This window comes from Microbulbifer donghaiensis (assembly GCF_900129095.1).
GTDB classification, from domain to species: Bacteria; Pseudomonadota; Gammaproteobacteria; order Pseudomonadales; family Cellvibrionaceae; genus Microbulbifer; species Microbulbifer donghaiensis.
In genome coordinates this window covers 593754-609522 of record NZ_FQVA01000001.1, presented here as the reverse complement: position 1 = coordinate 609522, position 15769 = coordinate 593754, and the positions used below count along the sequence as shown (strand labels likewise).

The 15769-nt window shown below is 59.9% G+C and carries 10 protein-coding genes; 3 read left to right on the top strand and 7 right to left on the bottom strand.

Going from position 1 to position 15769, the window contains the following annotated elements:
• Nucleotides 1–139: 139 nt before the first annotated feature.
• The 4 genes from BUC36_RS02510 to BUC36_RS02495 form a co-directional block, all read right to left on the bottom strand.
• Nucleotides 140–2008: a DUF1302 domain-containing protein gene (locus BUC36_RS02510; protein WP_073271117.1), complete on the bottom strand. Its 1869-nt coding sequence runs from the start codon at nt 2006–2008 to the stop codon at nt 140–142.
• Nucleotides 2009–2073: 65 nt separating this feature from the next.
• Nucleotides 2074–2910, bottom strand: a complete 837-nt coding sequence (locus BUC36_RS02505) for an SDR family NAD(P)-dependent oxidoreductase (RefSeq protein ID WP_073271115.1) — start codon at nt 2908–2910, stop codon at nt 2074–2076.
• A 105-nt stretch (nt 2911–3015) separates the two neighbouring features.
• Nucleotides 3016–4038, bottom strand: a complete 1023-nt coding sequence (locus BUC36_RS02500) for an NAD-dependent epimerase/dehydratase family protein (RefSeq protein WP_073271113.1) — start codon at nt 4036–4038, stop codon at nt 3016–3018.
• 12 nt (nt 4039–4050) lie between these two features.
• Nucleotides 4051–4584 (bottom strand): 2,4'-dihydroxyacetophenone dioxygenase family protein, encoded by a 534-nt coding sequence (locus tag BUC36_RS02495; RefSeq protein WP_200797173.1) that lies wholly within the window; start codon nt 4582–4584, stop codon nt 4051–4053.
• A 161-nt stretch (nt 4585–4745) separates the two neighbouring features.
• Between BUC36_RS02495 and BUC36_RS02490 the strand changes: the two genes are divergently transcribed.
• Nucleotides 4746–5744 carry a helix-turn-helix transcriptional regulator gene (locus BUC36_RS02490; RefSeq protein ID WP_073271109.1) on the top strand — a complete coding sequence of 333 codons (999 nt, stop codon included), beginning with the start codon at nt 4746–4748 and terminating at the stop codon, nt 5742–5744.
• Nucleotides 5745–5858: 114 nt separating this feature from the next.
• On the opposite strand, the gene BUC36_RS02485 is transcribed toward BUC36_RS02490, so the two are convergent.
• The 3 genes from BUC36_RS02485 to BUC36_RS02475 all read right to left on the bottom strand — a co-directional run bounded on the left by BUC36_RS02485 (nt 5859) and on the right by BUC36_RS02475 (nt 12556).
• Nucleotides 5859–7679, bottom strand: a complete 1821-nt coding sequence (locus tag BUC36_RS02485; protein ID WP_200797172.1) for a DUF1302 domain-containing protein — start codon at nt 7677–7679, stop codon at nt 5859–5861.
• A 519-nt stretch (nt 7680–8198) separates the two neighbouring features.
• Nucleotides 8199–10139 (bottom strand): DUF3604 domain-containing protein, encoded by a 1941-nt coding sequence (locus BUC36_RS02480; protein ID WP_084535513.1) that lies wholly within the window; start codon nt 10137–10139, stop codon nt 8199–8201.
• A 101-nt stretch (nt 10140–10240) separates the two neighbouring features.
• A complete protein-coding gene (locus BUC36_RS02475; protein WP_084535511.1) occupies nt 10241–12556 on the bottom strand; it encodes a tetratricopeptide repeat protein in 2316 nt (771 codons plus the stop codon).
• Nucleotides 12557–13026: 470 nt separating this feature from the next.
• Here BUC36_RS02475 and BUC36_RS02470 point away from each other — a divergent pair, with 470 nt between their 5' ends.
• Nucleotides 13027–14052, top strand: coding sequence for an HAD family hydrolase (locus BUC36_RS02470; protein ID WP_084535509.1), 1026 nt, complete (start codon nt 13027–13029; stop codon nt 14050–14052).
• Nucleotides 14053–14132: 80 nt separating this feature from the next.
• Nucleotides 14133–15686: an arylsulfatase gene (locus tag BUC36_RS02465; RefSeq protein WP_084535507.1), complete on the top strand. Its 1554-nt coding sequence runs from the start codon at nt 14133–14135 to the stop codon at nt 15684–15686.
• Nucleotides 15687–15769 lie beyond the last annotated feature (83 nt).

Genomic DNA, 15769 nt, shown 5'->3' with positions numbered 1-15769 from the left:
CTGATTGTGGCAGTGACGCCATTTCGGGGGGAGGAGGCACGAGTCTACTGAACAGAATTGCGGAAAGACGATAGTTCGCTCGCCATGCATCGTGGCAAAGTGCCGGTACTGCCCGGCAAGGGCAGTACCGACTGCGGTATCAGAATTTCGCCGACAGGCTGACACCGAGGTAGTCGCGGTCGGTCTGGCCAATCGGCGTGTTACCGCTGCCGGACCAGAAGAGGTCAGCGCTATAGCGCTTGCCGTACTCGGCGTTAATACCGAGCGTACCGGACTGGCGGCCCTCGATGAAATTGCGGTCGTAGGACCAGCCCTGCACGTCCTGCCCGACCATCAGGTAGGGTTTTACCGTCAGGCCATCCACCAGGTGCGGGTAGAGTAGCTCCGCCCGCAGGCGGTAACCCCAGGAGAGGTCGGTGGTATAGCCGTCCGCTGAGCAGGCGTACTGTTTGTACTCTGCCACCGGTACGCCAACCAGACAGCCGCCGATACTGTTGTGGGCGAGGTCGCTGCCATAGGCATCGATCTTTGCGTAACGGCGCTCACTGAGTGCCGGCAGGTCATGCACGTACTTGGCGCCCAGCTCGGCGATCAATACCAGGGCGCGCGAGCCCAGTACGGCCGGGATCGGCTGGATGGCACCGAGGGACAATTGGGAGATTTCACGGCGGTCGTAACCCTGGTAAATGGAACCGGGTTCCGCGTTGATGGCGTCCTCGCCCAGCGTGAGCTGTTCGCCGATCAGGCTCGCCAGATACTCCGGGCTGCTGCTGAAGGCTGGTATCAGGTCCCCGGTTGCCAGCTGTACCGGCTGGTTGGGACGATAGCTGATCTCGCCGAACAACTGGGTGGCCTGGAACAGGTTGGAGTGAAAACTCAGGCCATAGATGCGGATGTCTTCGGCGTAATCCGCGAAGTAATAGCCGTTGTTCTCCCGGTTCTGCGGATCTTCCAGCGGATTGCGCCAGCCGGTGCCCGGTGTGCTGTGGGTACTGACACGCAGGCTCGCATTCGGCTCGCGGGAATGGATGTTCAGTGCATAGGCGCCGAATTCGGTGTTGAGGCTGGCGGATGTGACTTTGACTGCCAGGCCCAGCTGGCCGTCGTCGCGGGCTCCCCGGTCCGGGCCGCGGGCGATATGGAGACCGGCGCTACTGGCCAGGGCATCGTTCGGTCCCTGCGGAAAGGCACCGACGCAACTGTCCGCGATATAGTCGAAGGCGGAAAAGGCGGTACCGCAACCGTCCAGTACTGTCTTGCGCCACTGCAGCTGGTAGAAAGCCTCCATCGAGATCGACTCGTTGAGATCGAATTTGGCGTAGGCCATCGGCACGGACAGGCGCAGGTCGGCTCCCGGCAGGCGCAGGGCGGTAACGTCGTAGGGACTGATGGCGTTGATGCCGTTCTGGAAGAAAAGGCCTTCTCCCCATTCCACCACTTTGTCTCCCAGCCCCAGGTGCAGGTCGCGTTCACCCGGCCTGAAGTTGCCATAGGCATAGGCCTCGAAGCGAAAGTCCCGCAACTGATCGGCGTGGCTGTCACCCAGTGGTTCGCCGGCGGCGTAACCGTTGGCGGCACTGCCGAAATCCATATCCTTGTTGCGCAGGGTGTAGTCATACCAGACCCGGCCGCGCAGATTGAGGCCGAGATTACCGCGCTTCAGCTCTGCTGTGCCGGTGAGGACCATGGGCGTGGAGACCAGGTCGCCGCGCTCGCGAAAGTTGAGGCGGCCGTCATCGAGATCGCGCCCCAGGTTGGGGTTGAACTCGCCGGCCGAGCCGTAACCGATCAGGTCGGCGTTGGCCTGGTGAATAAAGTCGGGATTCGGATCCTCGGCCAGCCACTGGGCGCCGGCGCGCAGGTCGCCGTTCACGCTTGCGGAGATTTCGCCGAGCTGGAAGTCCTTTGCCTGGGCAGTAAAGCTGGCACACGCGAGTGCCGGTAGCAGTGCGTGAATGGCCGCGCTCAGTCTCTTCGTCTGCGGCTCGGACAGGGTGTTGAGGTTCATGTGCTTCTCTCTCAGAATTATTTTTATTGTCTTGCTGTGACCGTGTGTTGTTTGCCTTGCGATACTCAGCGCGCTGCGGATGCCCGCTGCTCCGCTTTCAGCGCCGCCGCCACTTTGCCGTCGACAACCCAGCGGAAGAGGGCGCTGGTTTTTCTCGCCATCGCACGGGTCAGGCGCGCCCGGAAGCCCGGGGTGATCATGAAGGCGCGTTTCTGCAGTCCCTGCATAATGCCGCGCACGGCATCGTCGACGGACATGACGCCGGCAAATTCGTTGACGGCTTCGGTAACGGCGCTACCGGTCTCGCGCTCGGCATCGAGCATCGGCGTCTGGATCTCACCGGGGCAGACCACCGAAACGGCAATACCGCGCGGCTTGAGTTCGGTGCGCAGGACTTCGGCCAGGCCGACGACACCGAACTTGGAGGCCGCATAGGCGCCGTGGGTGTAGCTGCCACAAATACCTGCCAGTGAAGCGATCAGGGCCAGGTGGCCACCGCGCGGCATATGCCTCAGCACGCCGGCGGCGAAGTTGCGACTGCCGATCAGGTTTACGCGGATGGACTGCTCAAACATTTCGTAGGACAGTTCCGTAAATACCGCCGTGCGCAGGATACCCGCGCAGTTAATAGCAAAGTCCGGCTTGCCCAGCTCCGCCGCCGCTTCGTCCATCGCTGCGTCCACGGACTCGGGCTCGGCAATATTCACGATATAGCGCTCGACCTGGGCTTTACCTGCGCCGAGCTGGCGCAATTCGCTTAACAGGCTGTCTTCGACGTTCAGATCGAAGATGGCCACACTGGTACCTTGCTTCAACATCTCGCGGGTGAGATGCAGGCCGATACCACTGCCGCCGCCGGAGATAAATGCCGTTTTCGGAGTCCCGTCTTTCCAGTTGCCCATAGTGAGTTCTCCTGGTTCTGGTGGTCGTTGTTATTTTGGGGAGTAAAAATTGGAGTCGGGACCACCGGCAGCTTTGCTGCCGGTGGTCGGCCCTGTGTAGTGGCCTCAGGAGGTCGCGGCCGGAGCGCTACTCGACGGTTGTGCACTGCCGAAGTGCTCGGACAGTTCCTGCATCGCCTGTTCAAAGCTGACGGCAGGTGTGTAACCCAGTAGTCGTTTCGCTTTCAGTGTCGAGAACTCATTGGGCCCGCCCATCAGGCGGAAAGACTGTCGGGTAATCAGCGGCCTTTCTTCCTGCTGTAGCAGATGCCCGAGCCATTCGAGAACCGGTGCCAGGCTGCGCGCCAGCCAGTTGGGTACCGAAGTCGGCTGCGGCGCTCCGAGCAGCTGTGCGAGTCGGCTCAGGTATTTCTTCCAGGTCACCCCGTAGCCATCCGCGGCGACAAAAATATCGGCACTGGTGCAGTCCGAACGCGCGGCGGCGATCAGCATCGCCACCAGGTTCCTCACGTGCACCAGCCCCGCGTCCCACTCGCCACTGCCGAGCAGGCAGGGCTTCTGTTGGCGCAGCATGTCTGCCATCAGGTTGACCCAGGGACCGCTGCCGACGCCGAACACATTGGCGGGGCGAATGATGGTCGCCTTGAGACCGTCGCGTTCAACGCCCTCGCGGGTGACGCGCTCCTGTTCCTGCTTGCAGTACTCGTACGGCGACGATACTTTGCCGAGCGGGCTGTCTTCGTCGAGGGATCCGCGGGCGAGGGCGCTGGCATAGGCGCAGATGCTGGTGGTCACCACAAAGTGCGCATTCCAGCGCAGCGCCAGCTCGATGGCCTGCTCGGTACCGTGCACGGTTATGTCGACATGGGTCTGCTTTGCGCCCCAGTCGCCGACTACGGCGGCGAGATGGAAAATCGTATCCATCGGCCCTATTTCGTCGACGAGCGCGGTGAGTTGGCGCACGTCGCCGATCACCGTGCGGACGCGGTCGCCCCACTCGGCAGGGACCGGCTCGCCGGGCATCATCAGGGCGACGACGGAGACCTCTTCGGCCAGTAGCTGGCGCACCAGGTGGCGGCCGATAAAGCCGCCGGCACCGGTGACGAAGGCGGAAGTCAAACGGCTCATCACTGACTCCGCTTATTCGCCAAGGACGATCATGTTTTCGCAGGTCTTGCCTTCGGCGGCGCACAGGGCGCGGTAGACATTCATCACCGTCTTGGCGTCGAGCACGCTGGTGACGTTGCCGTCGTCGTCGATGTTGACGTTACTGCCGAAGACCGCGAACCAGACTTCTGCATCTTCCTCGGTATCGTCGGCGACGGTCAGGGTGTGTACGGAGTGCGCCGGTTCGAACAGGTAAGAGCCGGCCTTGTTGATCTTGGCGGGATATTCCTTGTAGAACCATTCACCGGCAGTAGTCACCGCAAACACGGGACCGGTGTGGTAGTGGGTGTCGACACCGAAACCGGGCTTGAAGCGGTTACGAATGATCCACAGGTTTTGGTTCAGGTCCACATGCAGCACCTGCAGCAGTGAGCCGTCGGGCAGGCTGACCCAGGGCAGATCGCTTTCCTGAAGCAGGATGGCCTCACGGGCGTCGTCGCGGGACACTACGCCGCCGCTTTGCATGGCGGCCAGCATTTCGAGGACAGGGGTCTTCACTTCACTCATCGCATCTTCTCCGGTTTTGGTTTCGGTTTCTTATTGTTTGGAGCCCTCGATTGGGCTGTTCGCAGTCTATGAAATGGCGCGGAATAACAACTTGACTATTTGCGAACAAAAGTTGATCTTTTGCGAATAGGGCGCAAGAGTTTGTGAATGGAGGAGGGCAGATGTTTCTGATTCGCAGCGGCGCCATCGAGGGTTACGAACAACTGGTGGGCCAGCTCGGCCGCAATCCCGCGCAGATATTGCGGGAGGCCGGTTTCAGCAGCGCGCAGCTGCGCGATCCCAACACCTATGTGTCCTACACGCGCCTGGCGGATCTGCTGGATATCACGGCGGCTATCTGTGAAGAGCCGATGTTCGGCTTGCGGCTGTCGGCAGGGCAGAGTCTGCTGGCGCTCGGTGAGATTGCCCTGTCTATCCGCCAGCAGGAAACCCTGGGGGATGCACTGCGCTATGCAGATCAGCACATCCGCCTGCACGCCTACGGGGTACACGTAAATCAGGTTCCGCACGGCGACCTGATGGAGCTGCAACTGGGGTTCGATTTCACCAATGCCAGTGGCCTCGCCCAGCTGACGCAGCTGAGCGCCGGGCAGGCATTCAATACGGTGGCGCAGATGATCGATGCGGCGAGTCCGCAACTAAAGATTCACCTGCCGCAGCCGAAGCCGGCGAGCAAATTTTCGCAATCGGAGCGATATTCCGGTCGTCTGGTTTTCGACAGCTATTTTGGCGGGGTCAGTTTTCCCCTGAGCTGGGCCGACAGGAAGCCGCAGCACGACGAGCAGTTACTGCGCGAGCACTTTCAACAACGCATCAAATTACTGGAGTCTATTTATCCGGGAAACCTGCAGGCGCAGGTGCGGCACATTATTGCCAACCTGTTACCCAGCGGTGAGTGCAGTGTGGAACGAGTCGGCGCTGCACTGAACCTGCATGCGCGCGTACTGCAAAAGCGATTGCAGCAAGAGGGCTCCAGTTTTCGCGAGTTGCTGCAGTGCACGCGCATGGAAATCGCCCAGCGGCATCTGCAACATGGACAACTGAGTATTACCGACCTGGCCCTGAATCTTGGTTACGCCGATGTTGCCATTTTCAGCCGCAATTTCAGGCGTTGGACGGGGCTGTCGCCGCGGCTGTGGAAAGCGCAGCACAGACGCTAATAGCCCGGCAGAAAGCGATCGTGTCGGTGCTTTGCGACCAGATGCCGGTCTATTTGGCGTCCCGTGTGTTTTTATACGGCGTATGCGGAACCGATGGATTGCCGGATATGAGTGTTAGAACTTTGCCGAAAGGGTAACACCAAAATAGTCGCGGTCAGTTGGTGCGAACGGGGTGTTGCCACTGCCGGACCAGTGCAGATCCAGCGTATAGCGGCTGTTGTATTCCGCACCGATTCCGATCCGGCCCTGTTGCCGGCCTTCGACAAAATTGCTGTCCCACGACCAACCGTTAACGTCATGGCCGAACATCATATAGGGTTTTACATCCAGACCCTTGACGACATCGGGGTAGAGCAGCTGTGCGCGCAGGCGGTAGCCCCAGGCGAGATCGCTGGTATAGCCATCGGCAGTGCATGCGTATTTCTTGTACTTCCCCACCGGTGCTCCCAGTGCGCAGCCGGCGACACTGCCGTGGGCGCCGTCGCTGCCGTAGACATCACCCTTGTTGTAGCGGCGCTCATCCAGACTCGGCAGGTCGTGCATGAACTTCACGCCGACTTCACCAACCAGCACCAGCGCCTGGGCGCCGAGTACATTCGGGATCGGCTGTATTGCACCGAGAGAGAACTGCGAAATTTCGCGGCGATCGTATCCCTCGTAAATGGAGCCGGGTGCCGCGCTTTTAGCGTCATGCCCCAATGTCAGAGGCTGGCCGATAAGGCTCGCCAGGACGTCCGGATTGTTGACGAAAGCGGGAACCAGGTCGGTGGTGGCCAGCTGTACCGGCTGATTGGGTCGGTAGCTGATTTCGCCAAACAGCTTTGTTGCCTGGAACAGATCGGAGCGGAAGCTGAGGCCGTAGATACGGATGTCTTCCGGATAGTCGACAAAGTAACTGCTGTTGTTGGCCCGGTTCTGTGGATCTGCCAATGGGTCGCGCCAGCCGCTGCCGGCGGTATCGTGTGAATTTGCAATAACGCTGATAAACGGCTCGCGGGAGTGAATGTTCATCGCGTAGGCCCCGAACTCCGTGTTCAGGCTCGCGGCCTTGTATTTGATAGCCAGGCCGAACTGGCCGTCGTCGCGCGCCTGCCGATCCGCACTGCGATGAACGAACTGCTGTGAACCGTAGGCCTCAAGGTCGTTAAAGGCCAGCCGGGGAGTGCCGGCGCAGGCGTCGGCGATATAGTCGACGGTGGAGAAGGCGGTGCCGCAGCTGTCCAACAGGGTACGGCGCCATTCCAACTGGTAAAAGGATTCCAGTGCGAGACCGTCGGTTAGGGTGAGGCGGCTGTATGCCATGGGCACTGGAAGACGCAACGGCGTGCCGGGCATGCGCAGCGCGGCCAGGTCGTAGGGATTGATCGCGTTGATGCCGTTCTGGAAAAACAGTCCCTGGCCCCAGTTCAATTCCTTGCCGCCGAGCCCCAGGTGCAGGTCCCGTTCGCCGACCTTGAAATCGCCGTAGCTGTAAATGTCGAGCTGGTAATCGCGCAGCGCTTCGCGGCGCGTGTCGTTCAGACTCGTACCCGCACCGTAGCCGCTGGCGGCGCTGCCGAAATCCACTTCCCGATTTTCGAGCATATAGTCGTACCAGGCGTGGCCGCGGATATCGAGGCCCAGGTTGCGGTACTTGAGGTTTACTTCACCGGTGAGCACCGCCGGGGTGGACCCGAGCATGCCGCGCTCGCGGAAATTCAGGCGACCGTCGTCCTGGGTGCGGCCGAGATTTGGGTTGAATGCACCGGCGGAACCGTAGCCGATCGCATCGGCGTTGCCCTGATAAATAAAATCCGGGTTGGGCTCATCCGCAGTCCATTGTGCGCCCAGCGCCACGCTGCCGTGCACATCGGCAGAGATTTCGCCGAACTCGAATTCCTTTGCCTGTGTCGCGGCGCTCCCGAGCAGCAGTGTGGTCGCCAGTCCAGCAATCAATTCGGACGGCGTCCTGAGAGGAAAGAATCTGGATTGGTTGCCTGCTGGTGGACGGGAATGAGACATACGAAACCTGTAACTGCTTGGTTATCGTGCAGGCGACTACAGGCCTGCCCTGTTATCATCGAGAGGTGGCTGAACTCCGCGCGGCAGTTTGACTTGCTGCGCGTTGTCCTTGGCCAACCGGCGTCCGCAATCCCGTGGACTGAGTGTTTTCTGGGCGATGCCTGCAGCTTATGGAATAACGCGGGACCAGGGCTTTTCATTTTGCGACACAATTTTGACTTTCCACGACGAGCTCAAACTTTCTGTGAATGCTCAAAGGAATCGGGTCCCGATGCGTCGACGTTGAGATGTCAATCTTTGCCCGGCACTATGGGGCCGAGGTTCGTGTGGGAATTCGCCTGACGCAGTCGATACGTATGGTCATACAGCGGGCCGGAAGGCGATCGCACGAAACGAAAAAGCCCGGCAAAATCTGCCGGGCCTCGCGCTATTGAGCGGTGAAACCTGATCGGTTCAGGGCGTGTACCAGATTGGCGAAGTCCAGGCGCGCTCCTGAATAGTCACCGGCAGGTCTTCGCGCGGTTTGCGCCCGACGCGCATGGCATCGTAGGTGGACCAGCGCGGTGTCGGTATCTCGATAACCCGCGCGTAGTAGAACGCGTGCTGCTCCGGATCGAAGTCGTCATCGCTCCATACGGCAGACAGCTGCGCCGCACCGATAGTATTCGTATAGGTCGCGTCCTTTACATTGACCGTATTACCTACCGGTGCGACCTTGCCAGCGGTATCCGGTTTGCGATCGCCGGACAGGGCGACATTGAAAATCTGCTGGTGCTGTTCACCGTCTTCGTCGACCCAGCCCTTGATGATCTGGATGCGGTCGAGATTGGCGCCGGTACTGTCCTTCATGGCCTGCACCAGGAATGCCGGTTTCTTGCCGGCAGCGCCGGGCTTCAGTTTTGCGCCCATGGGCACTCCGGCGGCATAGGCGCCCTTGGCCCAGTCGCCCTCCATGCTCTGGTCGTCGTAATCCCAACCGCCGAAGAAGCGCACTTTCATCCGCGGTCCGGAAGTCGCGTAGGTCTCCTTGCGCTTGACGGCATCCCAGATGGCTTCGCGGGTATTTTCCGGGGCCCACACCGCTGCGAGACCGCCGGAGCTGAATTCCCGCACGCGCTGGTTGTTGGCTTCGTCACCGGGGATGGGGCCATCGAGGCGATGTTCCGGGCTGGCTTCGATCCCGAACTTGCCGGTGTAGTTGTCTTCTTCAACGGCAGAGGCGGAATTGTGTGTGTCGGAGTCACCGATCAAACCGAACACGTAGGGGTTGCCGCCGCCGTTGGCTGCCATCGATAGGCCGTCGAGAAAGGCTTGGCGCGCGTAGCCGCCTTTCTTGTTTTTCGGGCGCTCGACTTTGGTCGATGAAAGGATGTAATCCCAGATCTCAAAATCGGCGAATTCGTCGTTCGGTGACAGGCTGGGAAACGTCTCCGAAGTGCCCTTGATCTGCGATACCTCGTACACCGGTTCGTTGTTAACCCGCGCCTCGATATAGTCCGCGCTCAGGGGCTCGTTGTCGATTTCGATAGGGAACATCAGCCCGTCACTGGCGTTGCCGTTGTGCGGTATCGCGAACAGGGTCGCGCCGCCTTGGCGGGCAGTCTCCATCCATTTCCACAAATCCCGCGGGTCCTCCGAGTCCAGCGCCGAGTAGGGCATATCCGGCACGCCCTCGGATGTGCGGAATACCACCACGCGGTGGAGGTTCAGCTTGTTCGGGTTTGAAGTCCACTCAAACGCCGGGAAGGTCGTGAATTTGCCCGGTTCGTAGAACCTGTCGGCGGTCTCTACCATCTCCTGCCAGATAGGTTTGGTGATCGCAGGATCGGACAGGGTCGGATCGGACATGCCGGGCTGCATAGAATCGAGGATCCGCGCATAGGCATCGAAGGCCACCTTGGCATCTTTCGAGGTGATCTCCCTGGCGAGGGGCAACTTGCTGAGCGGGCTGTTGGGATCGTACATTTTCTTGAAGACGCCGAGGTATTCCGCGTGGTCCGAGACGGCGTAAAAGTCCAGCGGTCGATTGATGCGCAATTCGGCGCCGAGTACACCGGCGGGGATGGCCTCTCCCTTGGCCCAGCGGTAGGCATCTGCAGGTGTTGTGGTGGAGCCATTGGTAACGGCGTCAAACGAGTAGCTGGTGTGCACGTGAAAGTTGCCGAAATAGACGTTGTCGGCGAATTCAGCAGGTACATCGCCCAGTTCTTCTTCAACGACAATTTCCCTTGCATTACCGGTCCCGGTGCCGTTTCTGGTGACCGACTCGGTAGCGGATAACTCATCAGTTTGTGCCGGTTCCGCCGAATCTTTGTCTGGTTTTTGTTGATCCCGGTCGCCACCACAGGCGGCGAGCATGCAGGAAAGTAACAATATTTGGCTGAACCGGTACATGGAGCTACCCCGCAGACTAAACAGACCACAGCGTAAAGCGTAGCCAGTCGCAAGGCGCCTGGGTGCTGGACCCGAAGAGTGCTGCCCATTTCGGGCGGAATTCAGCGCAGCATTTGCTCGTATTTTTCCGCGGCCTGCTTATTGCCGCTTTCCCGGTTGATGGAAACGAGCGCCGAAAGGATCTCGCGGTTGCCGGGAAAACGTTGCAGACCGCGTTCAAGCTCACTCAGTGCATCGGCGCTCTTGCCGGCGGTATTCAGCGCTATTGCGTACACGTAGATATAACGCGCGGTGGTATTCGGGTTCTCGGCCGCCCGGCGCAGGAATTCCTGCGCTTCGTCCATGCGCTTTTGCCGCACAAGGGACAGCCCCAGCGAGTGCTGGAGCGGAGAATTTGCGTATACCTTGTCGAGGCCGGCGCGCAACAGCTTCTCGGCGTCCTGTTCGCGGCCCGCGCTGCGATACATATCGGCCAGGTTGATATAGGCGGGGCCGTAATAGGGGGCTATCGCCAGAGCCCTGCGGTAAAAAGCTTCCGCCTGTTCCGGGTTGCCGCGCTGCACATGCAGTGCGGCCAGGTTGGTGAGGGCTTCGGGGCGATCCGCGTTGAACGTTTCCGATGCGAGGTAATTGTTCAGCGCCTCGGTAAACCGCTGTTGTACCGCCGCCGGGTAGCCGTCCATCGGCAGCGCGGCGATCGAATTCGCCGCGAGCGCGCTGCTCACCCGCTCGTCTTCATACAGCAGTGGGATGGCCAACGCCGGGCGTATCTGCTGCGGCACGGAATCCAGTGACTTGGCCAGGCCGAGGTTGAGCAGCGCATCGTCGCCCTGGGCGATCGCCTGCAGCAACTGCGCAGAATTTCTTGAAAGATAATGTGGCAGCAGGCTGATCGCCGTCGCGCGGGCGATGGTCGGCTGGGATTCGTCTGCAATCAGTGCGACCAATCTGGACTCTGCATCGGGCAGGCCGTGACGCCCTGCGTAAATCGCCTCACCGTAGTGCGCTTCAGTCGGCTGGCCGAATTTCTGCTCCAGTACCTCCGCCGCCCAGACATTGGATTTGTCCGTGTGGCAGCCGGTGCAGGCATTGGGTGTTTCCAGCTTGTCGGAGAGATCCGGGCGCGGGATGCGGAGGCTGTGATCGCGGCGCACGTCGACCTGCATATAAGTCTTGGTGGGCATATGGCAGCTGACGCACTGGGCCCCGACACTGTCTGCCGGGTGGAAGTGGTGTTCGGCGGTGTCGAATTTTTCCGGCAGGTGGCATTGGGCACAGACTGCGTTTCCCTCTGCCCGCAGCTGTAAGCTGTGCGGATCGTGGCAGTTGCTGCAGGTCACGCCCGCCGCATGCATTTTGCTCTGCAGAAAAGAGCCGTAGACGTAAACCTCGTCGTTGATCTGCCCATCCGCGTGGTAGAGAGACTCGCTCAGTAATGCGGGGTTGAAATGGTCTAGAAATTCGTCACCGGCCTGTGCGCCGGGGAAATGGGTCGTGCGGCGTGAATGGCACTGGGCGCAGGTCTCGATTTCGGTCTGCGTATCGGCCGGCTGCTGCAGGTGCGCGATGCCGGTGTCGGCGTCCATGGCCCAGGCGGCCTGTTGGCGTCCGCTGAAGGAAACGGCCAGGCCTTTGTTCGTGTCATCGGGATTCGGGTTTTCTGCCCAGTGCTGGTGGCGGGAGCCGGGGCCGTGGCAGGCCTCGCAGGCCACATTTATTTCAGACCAGGATGTGCTGTAGGTCTGGCTGGCGAGATCGAAGTTTTTCTGCAGGTTGGTGGAGTGACAGTCGGCGCACATGAAGTTCCAGTTGTAGTTGAGGCCAGTCCAGTGCAGCTCGTCGCCGTGTCTAATGTGCTCGTCGGGGTTCAGGTGGTACCAGCGCTGGCCGCCCTCCGACTTGCTGCGGCTGTCCCAGGCGATACTCAGCGCCTGCAGCTTGCCGCCGGGAAACTCAACCAGGTATTGCTGTAGGGGAAAGACGCCGAATGTATAGGCGATGGGGTAATCGTGCAGGGCACCGTCCGGGCCGTCCGTGCGCACGAAATACTGGCCGTCCTTTTTGTAGAATCGCGATACGGTACCGAAATAGTCGAACTGCGCATCGTTGAAATTGCCCAGCACCGTCGCGTCGCTGGCCTTCTGCATCGCCAGGTCGTGGTGGGAGTGCTGCCAGGCTTTGAACTGATCTCGGTGGCAGCTGGCGCACTGTTGCGAGCCAATGTAGGTCCCGGCAGCATCACTTTCTTTGCGGGCAGTGTCGCCGGCTCGGCCATTATTTTCCTGCGGATAGACGGTGGTTTTCTCAGCAGTGGCTTCATCGGTGTTGGGTCCGGCTTGCGACTGGTCTTGCTGGGTATTTCTGTCACAGCCGCAAATAAACAGCACGAGCAGCAGGATGCGCAGGGTGGTCGGCATGGGTTCCTCAGAGGCTCTTCATTTTATTCTTCGCCGGGACACTGTTTGCGGGTCCGATTTTCATCCGTGAATCTCCATGATAGCGGTGCCCTTGCCACGGATAGAATTATTATGGATGCATTTTACGCCATTGTGGCCCCCCGGGGCAGGGTGTAATTGTCAACAAGGCCAACAACTTAGCGGGCAACACCGGGGCGGTCTGCGTCTGGGACTCGAAGTTCTTACTCGCCGATGATGGCAATCCGTATGTCGGCGCGACACCAATTCGCCATTTGGTGAGCGCCACGCCGCCCGGCAGCCCCCGCGCCACAACTTGTTTCGGATGCCCTCCAATTGAGCAACAGGTTGCGCTGACCGGACGGTATTGAGTGTCGTTGATTCACACATTTTCGCTTTTCGAACTATGGTGAGATAAGGCGCAAGGATTGCGGGCCTTTGCATGGCTTCGGCATACATTTCGAGGAGTGCCTATGACCCTTGCCAACCGTCTGCTCAGCCTCCTGAAGCTGGGAGTGATGCTGAGCCTTTTGGGCGTCACGGCTGCTGCCCAGGCTGCAGACCCGCTGCCGTCGTGGAATGATGGCAAAACCAAGCAGTCCATTATCTCCTTCGTCGATAAGACTACGCGGGAGGGCTCCCCCGAATTCGTGCCTTCCGAGCAGCGCATCGCCACTTTTGACAACGATGGCACCCTCTGGGCGGAGCAGCCGATCTATTTCCAGTTGCTCTATGCCATCGACAAGGTCAAGGAAATGGCGCCGCAGCATCCGGAGTGGAAACAAAAGGAACCCTTCGCTTCGATCATCAGGGGCGATACCAAGAAGGCGCTGGAAGGGGGTAAGCCGGCGCTGATGCAGCTGCTCGCCGCCACCCATACCGGCATGACCGGGGAGGAGTTTCAGCAGAGCGTCAAGAAATGGCTGGCCAAGGCGCGGCACCCGGAGACCAACAAATCCTACACCGAGATGGTTTACCAGCCGATGCTGGAACTGTTGAGCTACCTGCGGGCGAACGGATTCAAGACGTTTATCGTCTCCGGCGGCGGTATCGATTTCCTGCGGGCCTTCGCCGGCAAAACCTACGGTATTCCGCCGGAACAGGTTGTCGGCAGTAGTCTAAAAGCTAAATACGAGATGCGCGATGGCAAGCCGGTGATCGTCAAGCTGCCCGAGGTCAACCTGATCGACGACAAGGCCGGTAAGCCGGTTGGCATCTACCAGCATATCGGCCGCCGGCCCATCTTTGCCGCGGGTAATTCCGATGGCGATTTCGAGATGCTGCAGTGGACCACGGCCGGCGATGGCCCTCGCTTCGGCCTGCTGGTGCACCATACCGATGGCAACCGCGAGTGGGCCTATGATCATCCATCCCATGTGGGTCAGCTGGACAAAGCCCTGAAGACGGCGCCGAAGGAGGGCTGGACGGTCGTCGATATGAAGAATGACTGGAAGGTGATATTTCCCTGGGGTAATCGGCAGGGCGCCTCCGGCCGGTAGGTTTTATGAAGTTTTCCGGGAGTCAGCCTGCTACTCCCGGAAAGCCATATCCGAGGCAGGCAGGATTCCGGGAGGAAATGATGTACCTATCCTCACTGCGCGGGTTGCTGCTGGTCCCGCTGTCGCTGCTACTGCTCTATCCGGGCGTCATTCAGGCCCAGGAAAAACCGAATATTCTCGTGATCTGGGGCGATGATATCGGTATCACCAATATCAGCTTCAACAGCCGCGGTCTGATGGGGTATTTCACACCGAACATCGACCGTATCGCCAAGGAAGGGCTGTCGTTCACCGACTACTACGGCCAGCAGTCCTGTACTGCCGGTCGCGCGGCCTTCCTTGGCGGTAACGTTCCGGTGCGAACGGGTATGACCAAGGTGGGACTGCCCGGGGCGAAGGAGGGCTGGCAGGAGTCCGACGTGACCATTGCCACGGTGATGAAGAGTCTCGGCTATGTCACCGGACAGTTCGGCAAGAACCACCAGGGAGACCGCGATGAGCATTTGCCGACCAACCACGGTTTCGATGAGTTTTTCGGCAACCTCTATCACCTGAACGCCGAGGAGGAGCCGGAGAACCGCGACTACCCGAAAGACCCGGAATTTCGCAAGAAATTCGGCCCCCGCGGTGTTATCCGTTCGAAGGCCGGCGGATCCATCGAAGATACCGGCCCGTTGACCAAGAAGCGTATGGAGACGGTCGACGACGAAACGGTAAGCGCCGCGATTAATTTTATCGAGCGCGCGCACAAGGCCGGCAAACCCTTCTTCGTCTGGTGGAATGCGACCCGCATGCATTTCCGCACCCATGTGCGCGAAGAGCACAAGAATCTGGGCGGCCCCAACAGCAACGAGTACATCGACGGTATGGTCGAACACGACCAGCACGTGGGAAAACTGCTCGATCTTCTAGATCAACTGGGTATCGCCGACAACACGATTGTCTTCTACTCCACCGACAACGGCCCTCACTACAATACCTGGCCCGACGCCGGTATTACACCGTTCCGCAGCGAAAAGAATTCCAACTGGGAGGGCGCCTACCGCGTACCGGCATTTGTCCGTTGGCCCGGCAAGTTCCCGGCAGGAAAAACGCTGAACGGTATCGTTTCGCACGAGGACTGGCTGCCGACACTGGCGGCGGCGGGCGGCAATGCCGATATCAAGAAACAACTGCTGAGCGGTGTGCGGCTGAACGGCCGCAAGTATCGCAACTATATCGACGGTTACAACATGCTGGACTATTTTAGCGGCAAGGCAGACCAGTCGCCGCGCAAAGAGTTTATCTATGTGAACGACGATGGGCAGATTGTCGCGATGCGCTACCAGCCGTGGAAGGCGGTATTTCTCGAAAACCGTGGCAAAGCCTTCGGTGTATGGATGGAGCCTTTCACGGAACTGCGGATACCGCTGATATTCAATCTGCGCCGCGATCCCTTCGAGCGCGCACAGCACAATGCGAATGACTATTACGACTGGCTGCTCGAACGGGCATTCGTGCTGGTGCCCTTGCAGCAGATGGCCGCGCAGTTCCTCAAAACCATGCAGGATTATCCTCCCAGCCAGACGCCGGGTGCGTTCAACCTGGAAAAAATCCAGAAGCAGCTGGAGGCGGGTGCTGGCGGCAGTAATTAGTAATGGCGCGGAGTCAAATGGGCCTGATGCCGAAACGGTAGCAGGCCCGCTGCTCTATAGAACAAGGCCCCGAATATCGGGGC